This window comes from Bacterioplanes sanyensis (assembly GCF_014652515.1).
Taxonomy (GTDB): Bacteria; Pseudomonadota; Gammaproteobacteria; order Pseudomonadales; family Oceanobacteraceae; genus Bacterioplanes; species Bacterioplanes sanyensis.
The window spans coordinates 304,591-330,323 of record NZ_BMYY01000003.1; the positions used below are offsets into that span (position 1 = coordinate 304,591).

Below are 25,733 nucleotides of genomic sequence, written 5' to 3' on the forward strand. Positions count from 1 at the left end.
TTCTTGCGCAAGGTCACGCACAGTGCGCCTGAAACCACCAGCCCTAAGACGCCCGTCGCAATAACAACACGGCCGCCAGCGAACATAAGATAATGGGCACCACACTGGCCCACAGCGGTGCAAAACCGAACACAATACTGGCGGGCGCCAGCAGCTCTTCGGCGTACTTGTACACCAGCCCGACCAAGATGCCGGTAAAAATGCGATACCCCGGCGTAACCGAACGCAATGGCCCAAAAATAAAAGAAACGCCCAGCAACACCAGCGCCAGCGTACTCAGAGGCTGCGTTACTTTGCGCCAGAACGACAACAAATAATTATCGGCATTCAGCCCCTGTTGCTCGACGTAGCGGGTGTAGCGATAGAGGTTGGAAATCGACATGTCGCGCGGCTCGACCATCACCACACTCAAACTCTGCGGCGTCAGGCCAGTTTCCCAACGCAAACTGTCGTGCTGGCGGCGTTCTACTTGTGACTCACTCAGCAGCACATCCGTCACCTGCTCCATTTGCCAATACTGACGCTGGTAAATCGCCCGCGAGGCCGTGCGCACCTGCTGCAAATGCCCTTGCTCATCGAATCGGTACAGCGTCAGACCATGCAACACGCCATTGGGCTCGACGGCGGTAAAGCGCATAAAGGTGTCGCCCTCGCGATGCCAAAAGCCCTTGCCACTGTTCGACAGCGTGTCACCTTTGCCTTGCGCCACGGCTTTTTGCGATTGCGCCATGCGCTCTAAGGTGGGAATGGCATACTCTGCCGTTGCCATGCTGATCAACATCAGCACCAACACGGGCTTCATGACCGCCACACTGATGCGACGAATCGACATACCGGCGGCGCGCATCACCGTTAGTTCACTGCTGGCGGCCATGCTGCCAAGGCCAGCCAGACAACCAATCAAACACGCCAACGGCATGTACTCATAAGCACGACGCGGCAGGCGCATAAAAATAAACTGCAACGCTTCGAGCAGCTGGTAATCACCTTTGAGCCGCTTGAGTTCATCCACTAACGCAAATACGGCGTCCAGGCCAATAATCACCAGCACCACCACCAAGGTGGCGTTTAGTACATGGCGGGCAACGTAGCGATCCAGATGCGACATCATAACTGGCGCACCTTATGCCGACGCTGCAGCTCCGGCCACCACCAAAGCGCCGCCGCAATCAAGCCGTACACCGCGTGCAGCGACCACAAGCCAACGCTGGGGTCGAGACGCCCTTTTTCGATCATGCCGGTCATGGCAATCATCAACGAGATATACACCATGAATAAAATAATGGCGGGAAACAGGCGCGCAAAGCGGCCCTGACGTGGATTCACCCGTGCCAATGGCAACGCAATCAAGGTCACAATGGGCACCATAATGATCAGCGACAAACGCCACTGCAGTTGTGCCTGCGATTTTAAATTAGGGTCGCCAAACAAAGCCGGGGTGGGAATCGCCTCTTGGCGCAGCTTACGCCGCTCATCCGGCTCATCCGCAATTTTGACGCCATAGCGCTCGAATTCGAGAGTTTGCAGACTCAGCGCTTCGCCGCTTAAATCGTAGCGCCGCCCTTGATGCAGCTCTAAATAGCGTGAACCAGTGTCATCGCTGACATACTGAGTACCGCGTCCCGCCACCAATAAGGTGTCGCCATCGGCAATAAACACCTGACGCATTTCGGTTTTATCCTCTGACAGCGACTCTGCGTAAGTGACGCGCGAGCCGCTCTTCATGCTTTGAAAGCGGCCGGGAATTAACAGCTCAAATTCCGTTAGCTGCGCCTGTTTTTGATACAGACTTTCCATTTTTTGTGCGCCCCAAGGGCTTAAAAACAGCGACAGCGACGCCACCACCGCCATCATGGTGCCCGCCGGCACCAGGGTATAAGCCAATAATCGTCGATGCGAAACACCGGTGGCCGTCAGCACCGTCATTTCACTGTCGGCGTACAAACGCCCATAGGCCAGCAAAATGGCAATAAACAACGCCAGCGGCAGCACCATTTCGAGAAATGACGGCAACCGCAACAGCAAGGTAAAAAACACGATTTCCAGCGACACCTGACCCGCCGCTGCCTCCGCCAGTTGGCGAATCAAACGCCCACTCATCAGAATCAGTAGCAGAACTAGAGTCACCGCAAAAATGGAGCCGGTCAGCTCCCGGACGAGATAACGAAAAAGAATCAAACAACCAGACCTTGTATTTCGATCATGTGACAGCATATATGCAAATGGAATAAGTCATTCACAACTGACTCAGGAGTTCTCATGGAATACCAGACGTCCCAAAGCAGCGCTGCCGAGGTAGAAGCGAGCTGTATTGTGGTCACTATTGACACCGCAGGCAAGCTGTCTGACGCCGCTCAGCAATTGGATGCTGCCAGCCAGCATTTTCTGCAACAACGCTTTGAAAGCAAAGACATTAAAGGCAAATTGGCCGAAACACTGTTGTTACCCGCTGTGAACGGTGTTGCTGCGCAACGCGTTTTGCTGGTCGGCCGTGGCGACAGCGACAAGCCATTGAAGCGCGGACAAGCCATTAAGCTGCTGCAAGCCATCGCCTCTGCGACTAGCAAGTTCAGCGGCAGCATTGCCCTGGCGATTGAAGAGCTGGCCAATGACGAGATCGATGCCCACTGGTTTGCCGAGCAAAGTGCCATTGCCTTTGGCCGCGAAGCCTATCAATACACCACCACCAAGCCGCAGCCAGAAGGCGAGCAGCCAACTCAGCCAGACACTTTGGTTTGGGTAGGTAGCGACACCACCGCCAGCCTGAAAAAAGGCGATGCCGTGGCACAAGGCCTGAACTACGCGCGCGAGCTGGGCAACCTGCCAGGCAATATCTGTACGCCAACCTACCTGGCCGAGCAAGCCTTGGCCCTGGCCAGTGATGAAAAACTGACCACCGACATTCTCGACGAAGAACAACTGGCCGAGATGGGCGCGGGTGCGTTTGTGTCCGTATCCAAAGCCTCAACTGAGCCTGGCAAAATCATCGTCATGCACTACAAAGGCGCCAGCGATGACGCCCCTGTGCACATGATTTTGGGCAAAGGCATTACTTTTGACACCGGCGGCATCAGCCTCAAGCCAGGTGCAAAAATGGATGAGATGAAGTACGACATGTGTGGTGCAGCGTCGGTTTTAGGCACCATGAAGTCACTGCTGGAGCTGCGCCCTAACGTCAATGTGATCGGCATGATCACCGCGGCTGAAAACATGCCAGGCGGCAATGCCAGCAAGCCAGGCGATGTGGTCACCAGCTTGTCGGGCAAAACCATCGAAATCCTCAATACCGATGCCGAAGGCCGCTTGGTATTGTGTGATGCCCTGACTTACGGCATCGACAAGTTCAAGCCAGCATCGGTAGTTGATATCGCCACGCTGACAGGGGCCTGCATGGCCGCTCTGGGTGAAGTCAACAGCGGTATTTTCACCACCGATGAGAGCATGGCGGAGCAACTGCAAACCGCAGCCACCTACTCTCACGACAAAGTGTGGCGCTTGCCGCTAGAAGACGACTACCAAGAGCTGTTGGATTCCAACTTTGCTGATATGGCCAACATTGGTGGCCCATTAGCCGGTGCAACCACCGCTGCTTGCTTCTTGTCACGCTTCACCGAAGGCACCCCTTGGGCGCACATTGACATCGCCGGTACAGGCTGGACAGGCGGCGCGAAAAAAGGTGCTTCCGGTCGTCCGGTACCCCTGCTGGTGAACTACCTACTCAACAAAGCCTGATCTCAGCATCAGCAACAGAGGCCGCGCAATGCGGCCTCTTTTTTGTCACCTTTGAACATCTCATCTATCGGTATCGACTGCTAGCATCGTCCGCCTAACTAACAGCATTCATCGCCAGCAGGAGACCCCATGTCACTCAGCGAACTACTGCAACAACGCTATTCCGTGCGCGCATTTAAACCGGAGCCCGTTGCCCCTCAAGTGCTAGAGGAAGTTTTTTCACTGGCCCAGCACGCCCCGTCAAACTGCAATGTACAGCCCTGGCAAACCTATGTCGTCTCCGGCGAGACTAAAAATCAGCTGAAAAATACCCTCATCGCTCATGTCATGAAGCAACAAACACCTGAGCCAGAATTTAATTGGAAGGTGGCCTACCAAGGCATTCACCGTGAGCGCCAATTCGGTTCAGCCAACGCACTGTATGGCGCCATGGGCATTGAGCGTGAAGATAAAATGAAACGCAACATGGCCATGCTGCGTAACTGGAACTTTTTTGATGCGCCGCACGCCGTCTTTTTTGCCATGGAAAAATACCTCGACATTATGGGCGCCGTTGACGTGGGTATTTACGCGCAAAGTGTCGCGCTCTTGCTGCAAGAACGCGGCATCGCCTGTTGCATGCAAGGTGCCTTAGGGCAGTTCCCTGGGCCGATTAAAGAGCAGCTTGGCATTCCTGAGGAGCAAGGCATTTTATTTGGCATGTCGATTGGTTACGAAGATCCGCAAGCCGACGCCAATAAAGCACGCACCGATCGCGCCGAGCTGGAACAGGCCGTCACATTTTTTGATTAACGCGAGCAGGCCAAAGCCTGCTCACTTGCAAACTCTTTTCTTATCAGTAAGGTATAGCCGCCGGCCACACAGGCCCGAATTTTAGGAGCAAATGCTATCGATCGAGTCAGTTAATCAAGGAGATTTTTCATGCAGGATTTTTATCCGACACGAACATCCTCCCCCCAGCCCATGATCAAACGCCGCGAGCCGATCATTCACGGCGGCGCTGGCTTTCTTAGCCAGCAACAATTACAGCGCTATGAGCGCGATGGTTTTCTGGTAATTGAAGACTTTTTACCACCCTCTGAAACACAGCAATTTTTGCGCGACCTTGATGCGTACCAGCAAGACAGCACGTTTATTCAACGTCCAGAAGTCATAGCTGAGCCCAATGAGCAATCCATTCGCTCAATTTTCGCCATTCATACACTCTCTGAACGCTTTAAAACATTGGTGCGTGATCAGCGGCTATTAAGCTTGGCACGGCAAATTACGGGCGATGATGTTTACGTGCACCAGTCACGCTTAAACGACAAGCCGGCGTTTGTAGGCAAAGGGTTTAATTGGCACTCGGATTTTGAAACCTGGCACGCCGAAGATGGCATGCCCGCCATGCGCGCGTTCAGTGTGTCCATCATGCTCACCGATAATCAGCCTCATAACGGCCCACTCATGCTGATCCCGGGCTCGCACCGCTGGTTCGTTCCAACGATGGGTAAAACACCTGCCAACAACTGGCAAACATCGCTTAAAAACCAACAAATCGGTGTACCGGATGCCGAGAGCTTGCGCGAGCTGACTGCCGGCGTCGACAGCGAGCAAGCCGTGCCGGGCGTGCACGTTCCCAGCAGTAAGGCAGGTTCCTTGCTGATTTTTGATTGCAATGTGCTGCACGCATCGAGCGATAATTTATCGCCCTGGCCTAGGCGTAATTTATTTTTTGTTTACAACAGCATTCACAACCGACTGCAAGCGCCCTTCGCTGCTGACCGTCCACGGCCAGAATACTTGGCAACTCGCGAACCAGTAGCCTTGCGAGCGGCAGACGCGCGGTCAGTAACAAAAGCTTGAGCACATAAAAAACGCCGACACTGGAAACCAGTGCCGGCGTTGCTAACGACCTGAAACCTGAACGTTTAAGCTTGCCCCCTTACCTGCAATTTCAAACGCTACAGTCACCCATTCCAGGCCGATTCATCCGCTATCAACTGCAGGCGTGGGCTATGCCTTACAGTATCAAGCGGCGAATATCGCTGATCAATGCGACCAGAGTGGTAAAGAAGCGGCCACAGTCGGCGCCGTTAATGGCACGATGATCGTAAGACACCGCCAGCGGCAGCATATTACGTGGCTCAAACTCTTTACCATTCCAAACCGGTTTTATCTGCGCTTTTGAGACGCCCATAATGGCGACTTCCGGCGCATTCACGATCGGCGTAAAGCCAGTACCGCCCATGGCACCCAAGCTAGAAATGGTAAAGCATGCGCCTTTCATTTCATTCGGCTTGAGCTTGCCGGCCCGTGCTTTTTCAACCAACTCGTTACTTTCTCGCGCCAGCTCCCAAATGCCTTTTTTATCTGCATCACGAATCACTGGCACCATCAATCCGGCCGGCGTATCAACGGCAATGCCAATGTGGACATAGTGCTTATGCACTAAGTGCTCACCATCGGCGTGCAGTGACACATTAAAACTCGGCTCCAACTTCAGCGCTTGCGCAGCGGCCTTAATCAAGAAAGGCAACGGAGTAATTTTAACACCCTGCTTTTCTGCTTCCGGCTTCATTTGCTGGCGGAAAGCATCCAAGTCTGTGATGTCCGCTTCATCAAACTGGGTAACATGCGGCACATTTAACCAATTACGCTGCATGTTGGCCGCCGTGAGCTTTTTAATTTTGCTCATCGGCTGCAGTTCGATGTCACCAAACTGGCTGAAGTCAACTTCTGGAATCGGTGGAATGCCGGCCCCAGACGCGGCGCTAATACTACCCGACTCTGCCTGTTTGAGCATCTTTTTCACGTAGGTACGAATGTCATCTTTCGTAATGCGACCACGTACGCCACTGCCGTTGACCTTAGTCAAGTCAACCCCCAGTTGACGTGCCAGCCGCCGTGATGACGGCCCAGCATAGACATCGGACGAGCGATTCGCCGGTTCAGGCTTGGCTTCAGGCGCCGACTCAGGTGCCGCCGGCTGAGGTGCCGCCGACTCAGCTGGAGGCTGCTTGGCAGCAGGCGCTGCCGGTTGCTCTGCAGCAGCGCTCTCAACTGGCTGCGCCGCCGCTGTGGTTTTCAGCACCGCGTACACGTCGCCTTCGTTAACCTTATCGCCGACCTGAATGCGAAACTCGACCAAGGTACCGGCTTTGGGTGCTGGCACGTCCATACTGGCTTTATCCGTTTCCAGTACCAACAGCGATTCTTCTTCAGCCACTTCAGCACCCGGCTCGACGCTGAGCTCGATCACATCGACATCGGTGGCACCACCCAAGTCAGGAATGGTCAGCTCAATCGTTTGCTCAGTAGCTGGCACCTCTTGAGTAGGCGCTTCCGTCTTGGTTTCTGGGCTGGCTGCAGGCTCGGCTTCTGCGCTCTCCTGCTCAGCTTCCGCAGCTGGTTCGGTGGCCGCCTCAGCTGCGACTTCAACGACCATGATGTCGTCGCCTTCAGATACTTTGTCACCGGCAGCCACTAGTATTTCCACCACCGTACCAACGACCGGACTGGGGATTTCCATACTGGCCTTATCGGTTTCCAGCACAATTAAATCTTGCTCCAGCTCTACCGCGTCACCCACGGCCACTGAAATTTCAATCACATCGACGTTATCAGCACCGCCAAGATCGGGCACAGAAACAGTTGTTTTACTCATCAGTGTCCTCCTTAGCTGTGTGCTGGGTCGATTTTGTCGGCTTCAATACCCAGCTCAGCACGCGCTTTTAACAGCGCCTCGTCACTGAACTGACCTTCGCGGTTTAACTGCACCAGCGCGGTGTAAGCAACAAACTCGCGGCTGACTTCAAAGAAGTGGCGGAGTTTTTTGCGGGTATCACTGCGACCAAAGCCGTCGGTGCCCAACACCGCAAAGCGACCCGGCACAAAGGCACGTAACTGCTCGCCATACGCTTTGATGTAGTCGGTCGCCAAAATAAATGGCCCTTCTTGACTCTGCAGCTGCTGCGTCAGATACGACTGCTGCGGCTCTTGCTCAGGGTGCATGCGGTTCCGACGTTCAACTGCCAAACCATCACGGGTCAGCTCGTTTACCGAAGTCACACTCCAGATATCCGACTGCACGCCGTATTTTTCTTGCAGAATATCCGCCGCGGCTTCCACTTCACGCAAAATCGAACCGGCGCCCATCAACTGCACCTTGGGTCCTTTTTTGCCGACCGACTTCAATCGATAAATGCCTTTGATGATGCCCTCTTCGGCACCGACGGGCATTTCTGGGTGTGGATAGTTTTCGTTCATGGTGGTGATGTAGTAGAAGCAGTTTTCCTGCTCGTCGTACATGCGACGCAAACCATCCTGGATAATGACCGCCAGCTCATGACCGTAAGTCGGATCGTAGGAGCGGCAATTAGGAATCGTTTGTGCCATTAAATGACTGTGACCATCCTGGTGCTGCAAGCCTTCGCCGTTCAATGTGGTGCGACCTGAGGTGGCACCAATTAAAAAGCCGCGCGCCTGAATGTCGCCCGCCGCCCAAGCAAGGTCGCCAATGCGTTGGAAACCAAACATGGAATAGAACACGTAAAACGGGATCATCGGACAGTTGCTGTTACTGTAGGCCGTGGCCGCAGCAATCCACGCAGACATCGCCCCTGCTTCGTTGATGCCTTCTTCGAGGATCTGGCCTTTTTTGTCCTCTTTGTAGTACATAATCTGACCAGAGTCATGGGGCGTGTACTTCTGGCCGGCCGAGGAATAGATCCCCAATTGGCGGAACATGCCTTCCATACCAAAGGTACGCGCTTCATCCGGCACGATGGGCACAACCCGCTTGCCGATGGTTTTGTCTTTTACCAGTTGCGACAAAATGCGCACGAACGCCATGGTCGATGACATTTCACGCTCACCGCTGCCGCCGAGCTGAGTTTTAAAAGTATCCAGAGCTGGCGCAGGCAGTTTCTCACTGTCGGTGTTGCGAGCCGGCAGGAAACCATTCAACGCTTCGCGACGCTCGCGCATGTATTTCATTTCCGGGCTATCAGGCGCCGGACGGTAGTAAGGCACACTCTCTAGCTCTGAATCGCTCAGCGGAATAGCAAAGCGGTCACGGAAGTGTTTTAGCGCGTCCAGATCCAGTTTTTTCACTGAGTGGGTATCGTTCGCAGCTTCGCCAGCATCGCCCAGACCATAACCTTTTACAGTTTGCGCCAGAATCACCGTTGGCTGACCTTTATGCGCCACCGCCTCAGCGTAGGCGGCATACACCTTAAATGGGTCATGGCCACCGCGATTTAACTTGAAGATGTCTTCATCGGTGAGTTCCTCCGCCAGCTTGGCCAGCTCAGGGTAAGCCCCAAAGAAATGCTCGCGAGTGTATGCAGCGCCATTAGCTTTGTAGTTTTGCAAATCACCGTCACAGACTTCGTCCATGCGTTTTTGCAACATGCCACTGGTGTCTTTCTCCAGCAGCACGTCCCAGTGGCGACCCCAAACAACTTTGATGACGTTCCAACCAGCACCGCGGAACACGCCTTCCAGCTCTTGCATGATTTTACCATTACCGCGCACCGGGCCATCGAGGCGTTGCAGATTGCAGTTAACGACAAAAATCAGGTTTTCGAGACGTTCACGCCCCGCCAGCGAGATGGCGCCTAAGCTTTCTGGTTCATCACACTCACCATCGCCTAAGAAGGCCCACACTTTGCGATCACCACGAGGGGCTAGATCACGCGCCGACAAATAACGCATAACGTGTGCTTGATAAATCGCCTGAATTGGGCCTAAGCCCATGGACACGGTGGGGAACTGCCAGTAATCCGGCATCAGCCAAGGGTGCGGATACGAAGACAAGCCATTGCCATCGACTTCGCGACGGAAGTTATCCAGCTGCTCTTCATCGAACCGCCCTTCCAAGTAGGACCGCGCATAAATGCCAGGCGCCGAGTGCCCTTGAAAATACACCAAATCCCCTGGATGCTCGCCGTCATTGCCGCGGAAGAAGTAGTTAAAACCCACGTCATACAAGGTAGCCGCCGAGGAAAACGACGCGATATGGCCGCCCAAACCTTCATTGTTGCTGTTGGCGCGCATCACCATGGCCAGAGCATTCCAACGAATCAGCGAGCGAATTCGGCGCTCCATAAACAAGTCGCCTGGCATGCGCTTTTCTTTTTCTGGGGCAATGGTGTTGCGATATGGGGTGGTGATGGCCTGAGGCAAAGCCACGCCTTTGTCCATGGCGTTGGTGAACAGTTTTTTCAGAATAAACGCTGCCCGTTCAGGCCCGGCGTGACGAATCGTGGCGTGTAAAGAATCTAGCCATTCCTGGGTTTCGTAAACGTCGGTATCTTCGGTCATTGATAACTCCGGTTATGCAGGCGGTACACCGCCATCGATAAGTGGGCAGCCTGACTGCAGAAATGGTCTTACCTATTGCCCTTTGAAAATCCCACACCACACAAAGGGCGATAAATAATGCCACTTCCCGAGCACCAGCTGGCACCATTGGAAATCTGACTACACATTAATTTTTTCAGTAAAACAGGGGCTTGCCCTGATTTTCGGCATCAGTCTGACGCCTTTATCGGAGGCTGACAATCCCTTCTTGTAGTTTTTTTACAAGCAAACCAATAGGCCTCGACCAAAGTCGTAAGCGCTGACCGCAAAAGCACCGACAGCGCTACGTACTTCGACCAATCAACCCTAAATCCAGGCACAACAGTTATGCAATCAATGCCCCAATTGCACCAAGATGCTGAGCTTATCAGCGCACATGCGCCCTTGACTGCTGGCCACATCCAGATTGCACAATTGACCCGCCGCCACATTTAAACCATTGAGCAAATGCTCGTCTTCGTGCATTGCTTTGCGCGGGCCTCGCCCAGCCAGCGCGCGCACGAAGGGCAACGTGGCATTGTTGAGCGCTTGGGCAGCAGTGCGGGCCACAGCGCCTGGCATATTGGCAACGCAGTAATGCACCACACCTTGCTCAACGTAAGTGGGGTCGTCATGGGTGGTTGGCCGCGAGGTCTCAACACAACCGCCTTGATCAATGGCAACATCAACAATCACCGCACCGCTTTGCATGCTTTGCAGCTGCTCGCGTGTGATTAGCTTTGGCGCCGCCGCCCCGGGAATTAACACTGCGCCGATCACCAAATCGGTATGCGGTAAGCATTCATCCAAAGCGGTACGAGTGGATAAGCGAGTATGAATGCGATTGCCGTATTGCTGATCCAAGGCTCGCAGGGTGTGCAGCGAGGTGTCCAGCACCGTCACCTGCGCCCCCATCCCCACTGCGATGCGAATGGCGTTAGAACCGACCACACCACCACCGATCACCAGCACCTCACCCGCAGGCACCCCAGGAGCGCCCGACAGCAACACGCCGCGGCCACCGGCTTCCATTTCAAGGCTGCGAGCCCCAGCCTGCACAGCAATGCGCCCCGCAATTTCCGACATCGGCGCCAATAATGGCAAGCGCCCTTGAGCATCGGTAACGGTTTCATAGGCGATACAGGTCGCGCCGGATTTAATCAGCGCATCGGTCAATGCAACATCAGGGGCGAGGTGCAAATAGGTAAATAACGTATGGCGAGGCTCTAATAAAGCCACCTCACTGGCTTGTGGCTCTTTGACTTTAACAATGAGCTCAGCCTCGGCAAAAACGCTAGCCGCATCATCCAACATGGTGGCACCACAGTCGGTGTAATCAGCGTCATGGAAGCCGATGGCGGTACCCGCCTGGGTTTCTATAAATACTTCGTGTCCATCCGCCACCAGCTCGCGCACGCTCAGTGGCGTCAACCCGACCCGATATTCGTGATTTTTAATTTCCTTTGGCACACCAATACGCATAACACCTCCTGATTGACTCATCGCCAGGTGCGAGCAATCCAACACGCCCTAGCATTGCTGGCTCCAGTCTAGCAGCCAAAACACGCGCCTCTCACCACGGACTGCGCCAACCCGAACGTCTAGGCCCATCGCCGCTCACCAACATGCCCAGCACTGCAATAGTGTGCACAAAGCAGCAGACCTTCCTAAGCTTAAGATTGAACCTTTTCACCCCATCGACGATAGGTTTACGCATGTGGCTACGGCTGAGAAGGACAGAGAAAATGACGGTTTCCGTATTGACGGCCGCCTACGCTGTTGCCGCTCTGCTTGCTGTCAACGCCGTCGCCGATTTAGCCCAAGAAAAGGCACTGCAAGAGCGGCGCAGCCAGCTACAAACCGAGGTATCACTGGTGCGCTCGCGCTTGGAAGCAGCCATTTTTATGGACACTTACTTGGCCGATAGCTTAGCCACGGTGGTCACCATTGACCCAAACTTTGCCATCGAAAACTGGGATGCCATTGCCAAAAAGCTGCTCGACAAATCGCGCTATGTGCGCAACGTTGGCCTAGCGCCCAACAACATCATCAGCCACACCTATCCGTTGGCGGGCAACGAGACGTCCATTGGCTTCGACTTTCGCACCCGCCCAGAACAGCTAGCGACGGTCGAAAAAGCCAGAGAGATGCAACAGGTCTTTATCGCCGGACCGCTGGAGCTGGTACAAGGCGGACAAGCCATCATTGCCCGTTACCCAATTTTTTCTGACCCTCCCAACAATCAACAGTACTGGGGTGGCGTCAGCGTCGTAATACGCTATCAGCTACTGCTCGACAGCACGGGTGTGACTGGGTTTGAGTCAGGCGTATTGGCACTGAGAAAGAAAACCCTCGACGGCCGCCGGTGGAGTGTCTTTTATGGGCCAAGCGAGGTATTCGACCAGCCTGACACCCAGTTTCTGATCCAGCTGCCCAGCGGAGAATGGGAAATTGCAGCCCAGCTGGCGCAGCAGGCTGTGATCAAGAGCCAACACACCCGCCAAACCATTTTGCTGGCGGGCAGTGGGGTGAGCGCTGTGATTTATTTATTGGTGCTCTTGCTGTACTCAAACTACCAATATGCGCATCGCGAATCGTTACAAGATGAGTTAACGCTGCTGCCAAACCGGCGTTTCATTTTAAAACTGTTACAACAGCGGCAAAGGCGCACGAATTCAGCCCCTTGCTTTGCCATTGTTAACCTGGATGTTGACGACTTTAAACAAGTCAACGACCGCCTGGGCCACGAAGCCGGCGATGCCTTATTGAAACACATCGCCAACCAGCTGCTCGACGCCGTCAGGCACAGCGATTATGTGTGCCGCTTTGGTGGCGATGAATTTTTACTGCTGCTGCCGGACATCAGCAACGAAGCCGAAGCCAGCAACGTCATTGACAAACTACAGCACGCCATTCAAGCGCACCCATTGCGCTGGAAGCAGCATGTCATTACGCCTTCGGTCAGCGTCGGCTACGCCATTGCCGGCCAACAAAGCGTTAACGAGCTATTGGCAGCGGCCGATCATGCCATGTATCGACATAAACGCCGCGCCGACAAAGGCACCCTGATTCTGCAAGCACAAGACGCTGAACTGCAATCGAGTTAAGCGCCGCTTGGCTCAGCGCTTTACTTTGTTGCCGCGAGCTGTGCCGCGCCCAGCGGCTCTACGCCCACCCATTGGTGCCTTAAACCCTGGCCGTTTCGTTCGTGGCCTTGGCGCATCTTCCGCCGGAATCAAGGCGTTTGGCCCCTGCCCAATCAAATCATGGCGTCCCATGTTTTTTAGCTCTTGGCGCAGCAGCGGCCAGTGTTTTTCGTCGTGATAGCGCAAAAACGCTTTGTGTAGGCGTCGCTCTTTAATATCCCGCGCAATGGGCATTTTTTTGCTTTTATAGCTCATGCGCTGCAATGGATTACGGCCCGAATGGTACATGGCTGTGGCCAGTGCCATGGGCGACGGATAAAACGTTTGCACCTGATCCACTCGAAACTTGTTGCGCTTCAGCCACAGCGCCAAGTTCATCATATCTTCGTTTTCGGTGCCTGGGTGCGCAGCAATAAAGTAAGGAATTAAATACTGCTCTTTGCCCGCCTCGCGCGAGAACTTATCAAACATTTTTTTGAAAGCGTCATAGGTGCCCATGCCCGGCTTCATCATTTTACTCAGCACATTTTGCTCGGTGTGCTCAGGGGCAATTTTTAAATAGCCGCCCACGTGGTGGGTCACCAGTTCGCGTACATACTCCGGATCTTTCACCGCCAAGTCGTAGCGCAAGCCCGAGGCGATGGCAATGCGTTTAATCCCTGGCAAAGCGCGCGCAGCACGATACAACTCGGTGGTGGCTTTGTGGCTGGTCTCTAGGTTTTTACAGATGCCCGGGTACACACACGATAAGCGCCGACAATTTTTTAAAATCTCATCGCTTTTACACTTAAGGTGATACATGTTGGCCGTCGGCCCACCCAAATCGGAAATGGTGCCAGTAAAGCCGGGAACCTTATCGCGTATTTCTTCGATTTCGTTCAGCACCGATTCCTGCGAGCGACTCTGAATGATGCGCCCTTCGTGCTCGGTAATGGAGCAAAAGGTACAACCGCCAAAACAGCCACGCATGATGTTCACGGAAAAGCGAATCATTTCATAAGCAGGAATGCGAGCGTCGCCATAGCTCGGGTGCGGCACCCGCTGATACGGCAGCCCAAACACGCTGTCCATCTCGTCGGTTTCCAATGGAATCGGCGGTGGATTCACCCACACTTCTTGCTGATCGTGACGCTGCACCAAAGGCCTGGCGTTGTACGGGTTGGCCTCCTGGTGCAAGACCCGTGAAGCATGCGCATACAGCGCGCTGTCATTGCGCACTTTTTCAAACGAAGGCAAGCGCACGACGGTTTTTTCCGGATCGTGATCAACTTTGCGCTGCAACGGCATCGGCACGATTTTAACCGGCATGACATCGTCGTCTGTGTCGTCATCAGCGTCGGCATTCTTTTTCTGCTCGCAGCTGGTGCCGTCGGTTTCTTTCATTTCATACGGGTTAGGAATGGCATCAATTTGCCCCGGCCAGTCGATGCGCGTTGAATCAATTTCTGTCCAACCCGCTGGCGTCGCCTTGCACACCACGGTGGTGCCCCGTAGGTGACGCAAATCTTCAACGCTCCGCCCTTGCGCCAGACCGTGACTGAGCTCGACGATCGCGCGCTCGGCATTGCCGTACAGCAAAATATCGGCACCCGAGTCGATCAGCACGGAACGACGCACCTGATCGCTCCAGTAATCGTATTGGGCGATGCGGCGCAGGCTGGCTTCGATGCCGCCGATAACAATGGGCACATCTTTATAAACCTGACGACACTTCTGTGAATACACAATCACGGCACGATCCGGGCGCTTGCCAGGCTCGCCATGCGGCGTATAGGCATCGTCATTGCGCACTTTTAAATCGGCGGTGTACTTGTTAATCAAAGAATCCATGTTGCCGGCGGTGACGCCGAAATACAGATTGGGCTTGCCCAACGCCTTGAAGGCTTCGACGTCATTCCAATCTGGTTGAGCAATGATGCCAACGCGAAAACCTTGCGCTTCCAATACGCGCCCCATCACCGCCATACCAAAGCTGGGGTGATCGACGTAGGCGTCGCCCGTCACCAGGATGATGTCACAGCTGTCCCATCCGAGTTCGTCCATTTCAGCGCGCGACATGGGTAAAAATGGCGCTGTGCCGTAACACTCAGCCCAATATGGGTAATAGGAATTCAGGTGCGGTGCGGTTTTCATGAGCAAAACTAATCATCAGGTTGAAAGCCGCTCATTGTCCCAGAATTGCTGGGCAGTGCCTACCACGGCGCGCCTGCCCTCTTGTATTTGCCGCCTGACTGACGAAACATGGGGCACCTGGATCCAATAATAATGAGAACACGCTATGTCCAGCCCAACCGAACTGCTGCTCGCCACCTTTGCTGCCGGGCTCACTTTGCCACTGCTGCTCATTCTGTGGCGCGATTATCGTGCCGCTGCATCCGCTCGGGCACTCAGCTTGCTGCTATTAATCGCCATCGTACACCTGTTTCATAACCAGCTACCGAGCGCCTGGCATGAATGGGCCTTCGTTGCCCAAAGCGCGGCTCCGGCCTGTTTTTGGGCCGCCTGTTATTACGCCTTCAGCGACAATCAGGGCGAGCGCCGACTGCAGTGGCTGCTAGCACTTCACAGCTGGATGGGCCCGCTGCTGTTTTTGCTACTCGATCAGCCAGACGCTTTGTTGGTGGTGCTAAAACGCATTCCGCAAGGACTGGAGTATGTGCTCATTCTGCTGGGGGTATGGGAAGTGATACGCCATTGGCACAGTGATTTGCTGGAGGCAAGGCGCCGCCTGCGGCTGGCCGTCCTGCTGGCCACCGGCATCGCGGTCGGATGGTCGATTTTGTCTTTCAACCTTGATTTAGCCAGTACGGAATCTCGTCAACTGGCCATCATCACCGCATTTATCGTCATTACTGCTTGTCTGCTGCAAGGACGACAACATCTATGGCGCAACGGCGGCAAAACACCAGCGACGGCACTGCCCGACACTCCGGAAACGCAGCCGACAGCCACCATCAACAACGACGACGATTTGAGCAAGTTGCAACTCGCCATGGCAGACGGCATTTATCGCCAAGAAGGGCTTACCCTGCGTAGCTTGGCACAGCATGTGTGCTTGCCAGAATATCGGCTCCGCAGCGCCATCAATCAGCAACTCGGCTTTAGCAACTTTAATGAGTACATCAATGCCCTGCGCATCCAAGAAGCCGCGCAGCGATTACAACATGAACCTGACACGCCGATTTCAAACATCGCACTGGATGTCGGCTATCGCAGCATGAGCTCATTCAACCGCGCGTTTCGCCGCTGCCACGACACCACACCGACGGAATATCGCCAGAATCGACTGACTCAATCGTGCAATTCAACATTTGCACAATCCTCCTCAGCGACCAGCCAAAGCCCGCCAGCACTGGCTTCTGCAGGATTTGCACAACATCCACCAGATATTAATCACTGATTTATTTTTACCGCCTAACTTTGATGACGTTTGATAACCGTCACAACAATAACGACAGGCAGGTAATCTATGAAACACCCTCTGGTGAATCGCCGTGCAGCACAGCGTGCTTTCTCTCCGTGTCAATTAGCCACCGCGCTGGCTGTCAGCTCTATGCTGTTGGCTGGTTGCGGCAGCGATGACGATAATGACAGCGATAATAATGAAGCGAGCCTAACCAAGGCATTTAATTGCACGCCTGACAGCACCGCAGGCCAGCGTGTGGTGTGCATTGGTAGCGCCGACAATTTAACCGACAGCTATGTTCAAGACGGCCTGATTACCGCCTTAGCCACGGCACAAAGCGGTGACACCCTGGTGTTGCCACAAGGCCGCTATCAGTTCGACACCACCATTGAGTTCAACGGTTTGGTCGACAATACGCCGGTCAGCCATCTGACTTTTCGTGGCGCCGGCATGGATAAAACCATCATTGATGTCAGCGGCGCCAGCGCCGATGGTTTTTTAATCAACAATACTGACCATCTGATTTTTGAAGATTTCGGCGTGTATGAGTCCAACAACAACGCCGTTAAGGTCACTAAATCCAACGGTGTAATCATGCGGCGCATGGCCGCCGTATGGGAAACGGATTATCAGTCTACCAACGGCGCTTATGGGCTTTATCCGGTCGAAACCAGCAATGTGCTGATTGAAGACAGTTACGTCAAAGGCTCCGCCGACGCCGGCATTTATGTCGGCCAGTCCGACAAAATTGTGGTGCGCAACAATGTGGCGGAGAAAAACGTCGCCGGCATTGAAATAGAAAACTCCACCACCGCCGATGTGTATGGCAACCGTGCGGTTGGTAATACGGGCGGCATTTTGGTGTTCGACCTGCCGATCGGCAACGGCAAATACGGCTCCGGCGTGCGGGTATTTGATAATCACGTTGAGGCCAATAACGCGCCCAACTTTGCCAATGTCGGCGATTTTGCCGGTGGCGTGCACATCGTACCACCCGGCACTGGTGTGATTATTTTATCGACTTCAGATGTTGAGATTTATAACAACGTCATCAAAGACCACCAAACCACCTCCATCGCCATCTCCTCCTATTTACTGCCGGATGATCAAGTCGCCAGCGCGCCCAACACCGATGTCGCCGGCCTGGATGGCGACGACGCCACCCCAGCCGTGAACAGCTATGGCGATATTCACCCCTATGCCAACGCTTTACTGGATGGCTGGAGCCCCTTGGTGCGCAACCTGCACATTCGCGACAACACCATCAGCGTGGCCGCTGGTATCGATAACCCAGAGGGCAACTTAATTGCCGATATTATCCAGGGCTATCAATTGTTCCATGGCTTTTATCCCGGTGTTGCCGATGGCCAAACGACCGTGCCTCATATCTTGTACGACGGCATTGGCGAGTTGTTAAGCAATACCCCGAACCCAGGCGGTAACGGTGAGACTGTTTTCCAAGCGGTCACTGGTGGCATTAACCAAGTGGCCGCTGCGCTGGATGCCAATGGCCTGGAAACGGCCGGTCGACAAATCGACTTGACCGCTTTTGCACCGTACAACGGCGATGGCGTGTGCCAGCAAAATAATGGCATCGATGGGCAAACCCTGTTTGCCGCCTCCGTGTTTGAAACCACGCCGGGCGCCAACACCTTCGACGCCAACGGCAGCCCGCAAGCCAAAATTCAGCAATACGGTATCGACCCTGCCATGGCCGGTCGCATTATGAACGACCCTCAAGGCGTGCTCGCCTGCCCAGATATGCCCTTCAAAGGCGTTGCCGCCACCGTGACCTTTGGCGAGCAAACCTTCGGCTGCAGCAGCGACGACACAGATAACCCGTCCTGCGCCCTGTAACCCTAGGCCGCCGCTGGCCTCCTTTGTTTTGGAGGCCAGCTTTGATTTCTCAACGGAGCATCAGCATGACGACACATTCTACTGCTCTGATCGCTTTGATCAGTGGCGCATTGCTCAGTGCCTGTGGCGGCGGTGGCAGTTCCAGCAGCGCATCGACCGATACGCCAGTTACACCCACCACCCCCAGCCAGCCTGATGAACAGTGCCAGCAACAAAATACCAGCGTGCAGTGGCAGGCCTTACTGGCCGGCAACGCCGAAAAGCTATCAGACTATCAATTGTTTCAAAATCCGTGCGACCCAACGCAAAACCCAAGTGCTGGCGGCCTGATCTACGATTTGTCAGTGCCCCTGTTCACTGACTACGCCTCCAAATACCGCTTTGTTTTTATTCCAGAGGGGCAAAAGGTTCAGTATCACCCGACTGAGACCTTTGAGTTTCCAGTCGGCAGCGTCATCACCAAGACCTTTACCATGCCGGGCAACACCTCTGAGCGCGGTATAGAGAATGAGCGCTTATTAGAAACGCGGTTATTAATTAAGCGCGAAGGCGGCTGGATCGCCCGCCCTTATGTGTGGAACGCAGAAGGCACCGAAGCCACCTGGGACGTGACCGGCGAAAATTTGGTGATAAATGATTTACAGCACCTACAAAATAGCTTGAGCTTTACCTACAAAGTACCCAACCAAAACGCCTGCACCACTTGCCATCAGGTCAACCCCAATGGCGACGATGACGCCGTTGATGGCGTGGACCCAACACCGGCACGTTTCAGCCCCATTGGCCCTAAGGCGCGCTACTTGAACTCCGACCTTGATTACGGCCAAGGGCCTGAAAACCAACTGCAAAAGTGGTTGGCTGAGGGCATATTGGAAGGCCTGCCGGCCATGAGTGAAGTGGACAGCACCCCTGCGTTTAGTGATGCATTGCCATTGAGTCAGATCACTGCATCGGCCGACTTATTGCTCGATACCAGCAAAGCCTGGCTCGACATCAATTGTGGTCATTGCCATCGCAAAGAAGGCCAAGCCAGCAACACCGCCTTTCGTGCCGACTGGAACATCGCCTGGACGGGCAACGAGCAATACCACGGCGCATGTGCGGTGGCGGTTTCAGGTGCGGGTGAGTCCGCCATTGTGATCGTGCCCGGCGATGCCGATAACTCGCTGCTGTATCAGCGCATGCACACCAACGAGCCCGGCGACGCCATGCCACCTTTGGGCCGCGCCATCGTGCACGAAGAAGGCAATGCGCTGATCAAAGCTTGGATTAACGCCATGAACCCGAGCCTGTGCCAGCCTTAAACAGGTGCTGGCGCCAATGTTAAGCCGAGTCGTGATCGCCGCTGCAAACTATGCGATCACGCCCTTCGGATTTGGCGCGGTACATAAGCGCATCGGCCTGCTCGAGCAAATCGTCACCGCGATTACCAGGCAGACACTGCACCAAGCCGCCGGAGAAGGTGTACGCCAATTGCGACTCGGGTGGTGATTGGCGAATCTCTTCGGCCACTCGCTGCATCGCCGTATTGGCAATGGCGGTGCGCGTTTCGGGCATTAGCACCAGAAATTCCTCGCCGCCTAGGCGACCAACAATGTCGCCATCGCGCAAACCGTTTACCAAACTGATGGCAAAGTGCTTAATTACGCGGTCCCCGCTGGAGTGGCCAAACCGATCGTTGATTTGCTTAAAGCGATCCAAGTCGAGAACGGCGATGCACAAGCGGCTGCCGTAGCGCTGGCAGCGAGCCACTTCTTCATTTAAACGTCGCAACACCTCGCGACGATTGAGCACAGAGGTCAATGGATCACAGGTCACCAAATTGCGCACTGCTCGCCCTCGGCGCACACGCGATTCCACCGCAAACAACAAATCCGCCGGCCGCACCGGCTTAGATAGGAACACATCGCCGCCGGTGCACATGGCTTTCATCTGCACCTCTGGGCTCATTTCGTTGGATAAAAATACGATCGGCACGCTGATCAAATTCTCCTGTTGGCGTATCACCCCAGCCAACTCTTGGCCATTGATCGCCGGCATGTACAAATCGAGCAAGATGAGATCTGGCGTGTGGTTGTGTAAATAGGGCATTAGCTCGATCAGCGGCTGAGAAATCACCGTGGCCTGAAAACCGGCATCTTCTAACGTGGCGGCATAAAAACCTGCCACCGACGTCTGATCTTCAATGATGAGAATTTGATAAGGGTCGCGCTGATAGCGCTCCGTCAAGGCTTTTATATCAGCGACCACTTGGGCATCGTTCACCGGCGTGGTATTGAAAGCCACGGCGCCCATGCGAATGGCCACCAGCCGCTCTTGCAACGAGGTATCGGAGCTGATGGCAATCACCGGCAACTGACCCTCTTCCGCCGCTAACTGCTGCATGCGATGGCGCTGCTTATCATTCATGTGATCTAAATGCACCAGCAGCGCACAACCATTGTTGTCTTTGTGCACCAGCAAATGCGATATGGATTCAATCACTTTGACGTCAAAGCCTTCAGCTTTTAACCGCCGTTGCAGCGCTGGCGTGAGTGACTGCGGCCCAAAGGCGAGCACGGTCAAAGGCAGGTGTGGTTTGTAGTCGGCAATGCTGCGATTGATCAGCGCCACTTCTCCCAATAAGCGCCGAATACCCGGATTGCTGCGTTCGCTGTTGGCCATGCTGTTACTCACGAACTGAGGTCCCTGCTCGCCAGCATAGAAGCCGGAAGGGGTCAGTACTTTTGCAGCACCAACATACGATTGTTGGCAGGCATGGCGATGTCTTTGAGTAGCCGCAGCTTTTCTTTGCGGGCGGCTAGTATGACCTGCTCAAAATCTTTGATGCCCGCTTCCGGGTTTTGCTCGCGCAGCCACTGATCCAGCCGCTGGTTGCCTTCGCTGGTGTATTGGCCAGCGTAATTGTAGGGGCCATACAACAGTGCCAATCCGCCTTGCTTCAGCACTCGAGCAATGCCCGTCATCATGCTGCGCAGTTGCGGCCAACCGATAAAATGCACCACATTGGCGCTGAACACCGCGTCCACTTGCTTCACCGGCCACAAATCCTGACTGACATCTAAAATCAGCGGCGGCAGAAAACCGACCTGGCCGCTGCGTTGACGCCAACCGTTAATGCCCTCCAGACGGCCCGCTAGTTCAGAGGGCTGCCATTTAATGCCGGGCAAATGACGTGTCATGTAAGCGGCGTGCTGACCAGTGCCGCTGCCAATTTCCAGCACAAAGGCATCGGCTTCCAGCTCCTGTGCCAGCACATCGGCGATCGGTGCCTGATTGCGCAAACACGCTTCAGACACAGGTAAATTTGGCTCCGATACAGGGTGTTGCACCCGCACCTCCCGTTCATTGGGCTGATGGTCAGCAAAAATCTTGGTGTCTATGTTATCGCCTCCTCACCCTCAGACACAACGGCCCAGCTTAGCCGCAGTAACATTGCCGCCCACGGCGCCAGGCGATACACTGCCCGTCATTTATTATCGACAGGAAACATAGGTTTCATGCGCGCTACCGAATTTCTCTTAGCCACTGAAAAAGAAACACCCGCTGACGCCGTTGTCATCAGCCATCAGCTGATGTTGCGTGCTGGCATGATCCGTAAACTGGCCGCCGGCTTGTACACTTGGATGCCATTGGGCCTGCGCACGCTGCGCAAAGTTGAAAGCATTGTCCGCGAAGAAATGAACCTCGCCGGCGCTCAAGAAGTGCTGATGCCCGCCGTACAGCCAGCAGAACTGTGGCATGAAAGTGGCCGTTGGTTTCAATACGGTGGCGAGTTGCTGCGCTTAAAAGATCGTCATTCGCGCGACTTTTGCGTTGGCCCAACCCATGAAGAAGTCATCACCGATCTGGCACGCAACCAGCTCAGCAGCTACAAGCAGCTGCCGGTGAACTTGTATCAGATTCAAACCAAGTTCCGTGATGAAACGCGCCCACGTTTTGGTGTCATGCGCGCGCGCGAGTTCATCATGAAGGACGCTTACTCATTCCATTTGACGGCCGACAGCCTGCAGCAAACCTATGACCGCATGCACCAGGCTTACACCCGCATATTCGAACGTTTGGGCCTAGATTTCCGCCCAGTGCTGGCTGACACTGGCGCCATCGGTGGCGCTCACTCCCATGAGTTCCACGTACTGGCTGAATCTGGCGAAGACGACATCGCCTTCTCCAATGCCAGCGATTATGCCGCCAACGTCGAACTGGCCGAAGCCTTGGCCCCTGAAGGTGAGCGCCCAGACGCCACACAAGCCCTGAGCGTGGTAGACACCCCCGCAGCCAGCTCCATCGACGAGGTTGCAAAGCAGCTCAACGTGACTACCAGCCAGGTATTAAAAGCCATTGTTGTGCGTGGTAGCAGCGAAGCCGAAGATGCAGAAGAAGGCGAAGCCGGTGAGCCCGTGGTGCTGTTCCTGCGCGGCGATCACACCCTGAACGAGTTAAAAGCAGAAAAACTGCCCGGCGTTCTAGCCCCGCTGCAATTTGCCAGCGATGAAGAAGTTCAAGGCATTGGTGGCGTGCCCGGCTTTACCGGCCCGCGCAACCTATCGGCACGTTGCTACGTTGACCGCAGCGCCGCCCATCTGGCGGACTTTGTCTGCGGCGCCAACGAAGCCGACAAGCACCTCACCGGCTGCAACTGGCAGCGCGATGTTGAACTGCCAGAGGTCGCAGATTTGCGCAATGTGCAAGCAGGCGACCCAAGTCCTTGCGGCCAAGGCACGCTAGAGATTAAACGCGGCATCGAAGTGGGCCATATTTTCCAGCTGGGTCGCAAATACTCCGAAGCCATGAACGCCACCGTGCTGGATGAAAACGGCAAAGCCCAAACCCTGATGATGGGGTGTTATGGCATCGGCGTTAGCCGCGTGGTAGCCGCGGCCATTGAGCAAAACCACGACGACAACGGCATCATCTGGCCCAATGCCATCGCTCCGTTCCAAGTTGGCATTGTGCCGATGAACCTGCATCGCAGCGACATAGTGCGCCAAGCCACAGAGCAACTCTATAACGAGCTGCAAGCCGCTGGCATCGATGTTTATCTGGATGATCGCGACAAAAAAACCAGCCCTGGCGTCAAGTTCGCCGACATGGAGCTGATGGGCATTCCTCATCGCCTAGTCATCAGCGATCGTGGCTTGGAAGCCGGTACGGTTGAGTACAAACAACGCCGTGGCGGTGACGCGCAGGACATCGCTCTGGACGATGTCATCACCACCCTGAAACAGGCCCTGCAATGCTAAGGCCCCTGCTGCTGGCCATCCTGGCGCTTATGCTAGGGTGGCCAGTAGCAGCCTCAGCCTCTGCCAAGGGTGACATTGACCCAGAACTGCGCCAAGCGTTGCGCCAAGCGGCCGAAAGCACCGACAGTTTCGCCGACCGTTTTGAAGCTGAGGTTTGGCTGGTCGACATCTCCAGTCGCCTGAAGCGCTATATGCCGGACGATAAAATGCGCCTTGAGTTTTTACGCATGGTGCACCAAGAAGCGACCCGTGCAGGCTTGTCGCCAGAGCTGGTGTTATCCGTCATACACGTCGAAAGCGCCTTTCAACGCTTTGCCATTTCCGTGGTCGGCGCTCAGGGCTATATGCAAATCATGCCGTTTTGGAAGAACGAAATTGGTCGCCCAGACGACAACCTGATGTTAACCCGCACCAACTTGCGCTATGGCTGCACCATTCTCAGGCACTACCTAGATAAAGAAAAAGGCGACCTGATTCGCGCCTTGGCACGCTACAACGGCAGCCTAGGGCGGACAAAATACCCAGAAAAGGTGCTGTTGTTCTGGGAAAAATACTGGTTTGTGAACCATTAGCCCGCCATTCGGCGGTGCTGCCGACCAAAGTAGTAAGCCCACAGCATTGGTCTTACCATTTAACCAAATGGCCTGATTTTATCGGGCCTGCCACGCCACACCCGACCTTACCCCTCCGTCATAATGCCTAGGCCAAACCCGCATTAATACGGCAGCAGATCAGGCAATAACACGGACAAGCCCGCATTCCTGCGAATAGGCTGCCTGTCTAGGCCATTGCACACTGCCAACACTTGAGGCGCCTCAGGAGCAAGTTCGGCTGTGCTCAACACCAGCCCCGACATATTCAGAGGCGCCCCAGCCCCCGGCCATACACTGGCGGGTGGTCTTCTACTAACCGAGAAGGATAACGATAATATGATGAGTCTGAGCAAACTGAAACGCTGGTTAGCGGTTGGCGCTTGTGCTGCTGCTGTTGCTCTGCCTGCCCAGGCAGAAAAAACCTATCGCTTAAAGATGGCGGAAACCTGGCCTACCAACTTCCCTGTGTTTGGCGATGCCTCGCGCAACATGGCTGCCATGGCCGAAAAAATGTCCAACGGCCGCTTGAAGATCACCATTGACTCCAAAAACAAACACAAAGCCCCGCTGGGCGTGTTTGACATGGTACGCGCTGGCCAGTACGACATGGGGCACTCAGCCTCGTATTATTGGAAAGGCAAAGTACCGGCCACCCTGTACTTCACCACCATGCCCTTCGGTATGACGGCGCCAGAGCAATACTCCTGGTTCTACCACGGTGGCGGCATGGAGCTGATGGAAAAGGTCTACAGCAAGTACAACGTGTTGAGCTTTCCAGGCGGCAACACCGGCAACCAAATGGGTGGCTGGTTCCAAAAAGAAATCAACTCGCTGGAAGATCTCAAAGGTCTGAAAATGCGCATTCCTGGCTTTGCCGGGGAAGTACTGGCCAAGTTAGGCGCCAGTCCGACCAACATTCCAGCAGGCGAGCTGTACACCGCGCTTGAGCGCCGCACCATCGACGCACTGGAGTGGGTTGGCCCGTCACTGGACCTGCGCATGGGCTTTCACAAAATCGCCCCCTACTACTACACCGGCTGGCATGAGCCAGCGACCGAACTGCAGTTCATGATCAACAAACGCTCTTGGGATCGCTTGCCGGAAGACTTGCAAGAAATTCTGCGCGTCTCGATACGTACCGCCGCCTATGACATGTACATTCAGTCCTACCATGAATCGGCGAAAAATCTGGAAATCATCGAAAATGAATTTCCAAACGTGAAAATCCGCTCCTTCCCAGAGGACGTGATGGCAGCGCTGCGCCAAGCCAACCAAGATCTGCTGACCGAAAAAGCCAAAGAAGATCCGCTGGCCAAAGAAATCCTGGAGTCTCAGGCAAATTATCTGAAAACCGTGCGCCGCTGGACCGACATCTCAGACAAGGCGTACTTGAACAGCATTGCTCAGTAATGCGTTAACCTGGATGCCCGCG

18 protein-coding genes are annotated in these 25,733 nt (G+C 54.7%); 10 read left to right on the forward strand and 8 right to left on the reverse strand.

What is annotated here, in order from left to right; translation table 11 throughout:
- Positions 1–43: 43 nt before the first annotated feature.
- The gene (gene lptG, locus IE090_RS07275) at positions 44–1,111 is read right to left on the reverse strand and encodes an LPS export ABC transporter permease LptG (protein ID WP_229815551.1); all 1,068 of its coding nucleotides are present in this window, start codon (positions 1,109–1,111) and stop codon (positions 44–46) included.
- Entirely contained in the window at positions 1,108–2,178 is a 1,071-nt protein-coding gene (gene lptF / locus IE090_RS07280) for an LPS export ABC transporter permease LptF (RefSeq protein ID WP_189387695.1), read from the reverse strand. The genes lptG and lptF overlap by 4 nt, the downstream gene beginning before the upstream one ends.
- 81 nt (positions 2,179–2,259) lie before the next feature.
- Between lptF and IE090_RS07285 the strand changes: the two genes are divergently transcribed.
- The 3 genes from IE090_RS07285 (at position 2,260) to thpD (ending at position 5,577) form a co-directional block, all read left to right on the forward strand.
- Positions 2,260–3,732: a leucyl aminopeptidase gene (locus IE090_RS07285; protein WP_189387696.1), complete on the forward strand. Its 1,473-nt coding sequence runs from the start codon at positions 2,260–2,262 to the stop codon at positions 3,730–3,732.
- 129 nt (positions 3,733–3,861) lie between these two features.
- The gene (locus IE090_RS07290; protein WP_189387697.1) at positions 3,862–4,524 is read left to right on the forward strand and encodes a nitroreductase; all 663 of its coding nucleotides are present in this window, start codon (positions 3,862–3,864) and stop codon (positions 4,522–4,524) included.
- Between the two features lie 129 nt (positions 4,525–4,653).
- Positions 4,654–5,577, forward strand: coding sequence for an ectoine hydroxylase (gene thpD / locus IE090_RS07295; RefSeq protein WP_189387698.1), 924 nt, complete (start codon positions 4,654–4,656; stop codon positions 5,575–5,577).
- Positions 5,578–5,734: 157 nt separating this feature from the next.
- Here the strand turns inward: thpD and aceF are convergent, their stop codons facing one another.
- The 3 genes from aceF to ald form a co-directional block, all read right to left on the reverse strand.
- Positions 5,735–7,378, reverse strand: coding sequence for a dihydrolipoyllysine-residue acetyltransferase (aceF, locus tag IE090_RS07300; RefSeq protein WP_189387699.1), 1,644 nt, complete (start codon positions 7,376–7,378; stop codon positions 5,735–5,737).
- Between the two features lie 11 nt (positions 7,379–7,389).
- Entirely contained in the window at positions 7,390–10,038 is a 2,649-nt protein-coding gene (aceE, locus tag IE090_RS07305) for a pyruvate dehydrogenase (acetyl-transferring), homodimeric type (protein ID WP_189387700.1), read from the reverse strand.
- A gap of 372 nt (positions 10,039–10,410) precedes the next feature.
- Positions 10,411–11,538 carry an alanine dehydrogenase gene (gene ald / locus IE090_RS07310; protein WP_189387701.1) on the reverse strand — a complete coding sequence of 376 codons (1,128 nt, stop codon included), beginning with the start codon at positions 11,536–11,538 and terminating at the stop codon, positions 10,411–10,413.
- 263 nt (positions 11,539–11,801) lie between these two features.
- On the opposite strand from ald, the gene IE090_RS07315 reads away from it, so the two are divergent.
- The gene (locus IE090_RS07315) at positions 11,802–13,163 is read left to right on the forward strand and encodes a diguanylate cyclase (RefSeq protein WP_189387702.1); all 1,362 of its coding nucleotides are present in this window, start codon (positions 11,802–11,804) and stop codon (positions 13,161–13,163) included.
- 12 nt (positions 13,164–13,175) lie between these two features.
- On the opposite strand, the gene IE090_RS07320 is transcribed toward IE090_RS07315, so the two are convergent.
- A complete protein-coding gene (locus IE090_RS07320) occupies positions 13,176–15,335 on the reverse strand; it encodes a YgiQ family radical SAM protein (protein ID WP_189387703.1) in 2,160 nt (719 codons plus the stop codon).
- Between the two features lie 145 nt (positions 15,336–15,480).
- Here IE090_RS07320 and IE090_RS07325 point away from each other — a divergent pair, with 145 nt between their 5' ends.
- From IE090_RS07325 to IE090_RS07335, 3 genes are all read left to right on the forward strand, one after another.
- Positions 15,481–16,602 carry an AraC family transcriptional regulator gene (locus IE090_RS07325; RefSeq protein WP_189387704.1) on the forward strand — a complete coding sequence of 374 codons (1,122 nt, stop codon included), beginning with the start codon at positions 15,481–15,483 and terminating at the stop codon, positions 16,600–16,602.
- Positions 16,603–16,671: 69 nt separating this feature from the next.
- A complete protein-coding gene (locus tag IE090_RS07330) occupies positions 16,672–18,465 on the forward strand; it encodes a parallel beta-helix domain-containing protein (protein ID WP_189387705.1) in 1,794 nt (597 codons plus the stop codon).
- 65 nt (positions 18,466–18,530) lie between these two features.
- A complete protein-coding gene (locus IE090_RS07335) occupies positions 18,531–19,769 on the forward strand; it encodes an SO2930 family diheme c-type cytochrome (protein WP_189387706.1) in 1,239 nt (412 codons plus the stop codon).
- A 19-nt stretch (positions 19,770–19,788) separates the two neighbouring features.
- Here IE090_RS07335 and IE090_RS07340 read toward each other — a convergent pair whose 3' ends face one another.
- Together IE090_RS07340 and IE090_RS07345 are read right to left on the reverse strand one after the other, a co-directional pair.
- Entirely contained in the window at positions 19,789–21,141 is a 1,353-nt protein-coding gene (locus IE090_RS07340) for a sensor domain-containing diguanylate cyclase (RefSeq protein WP_189387707.1), read from the reverse strand.
- A gap of 41 nt (positions 21,142–21,182) precedes the next feature.
- Complete coding sequence (locus tag IE090_RS07345) at positions 21,183–21,764, reverse strand: DUF938 domain-containing protein (protein WP_189387708.1); 582 nt, start codon at positions 21,762–21,764, stop codon at positions 21,183–21,185.
- A 201-nt stretch (positions 21,765–21,965) separates the two neighbouring features.
- Between IE090_RS07345 and IE090_RS07350 the strand changes: the two genes are divergently transcribed.
- From IE090_RS07350 to IE090_RS07360, 3 genes are all read left to right on the forward strand, one after another.
- On the forward strand, positions 21,966–23,708 hold the full coding sequence (locus IE090_RS07350; protein ID WP_189387709.1) for a proline--tRNA ligase: 1,743 nt from the start codon (positions 21,966–21,968) through the stop codon (positions 23,706–23,708).
- On the forward strand, positions 23,702–24,280 hold the full coding sequence (locus tag IE090_RS07355) for a lytic transglycosylase domain-containing protein (protein WP_189387710.1): 579 nt from the start codon (positions 23,702–23,704) through the stop codon (positions 24,278–24,280). The genes IE090_RS07350 and IE090_RS07355 overlap by 7 nt, the downstream gene beginning before the upstream one ends.
- A gap of 357 nt (positions 24,281–24,637) precedes the next feature.
- Complete coding sequence (locus IE090_RS07360) at positions 24,638–25,711, forward strand: TRAP transporter substrate-binding protein (protein WP_229815553.1); 1,074 nt, start codon at positions 24,638–24,640, stop codon at positions 25,709–25,711.
- Positions 25,712–25,733: the final 22 nt, after the last annotated feature.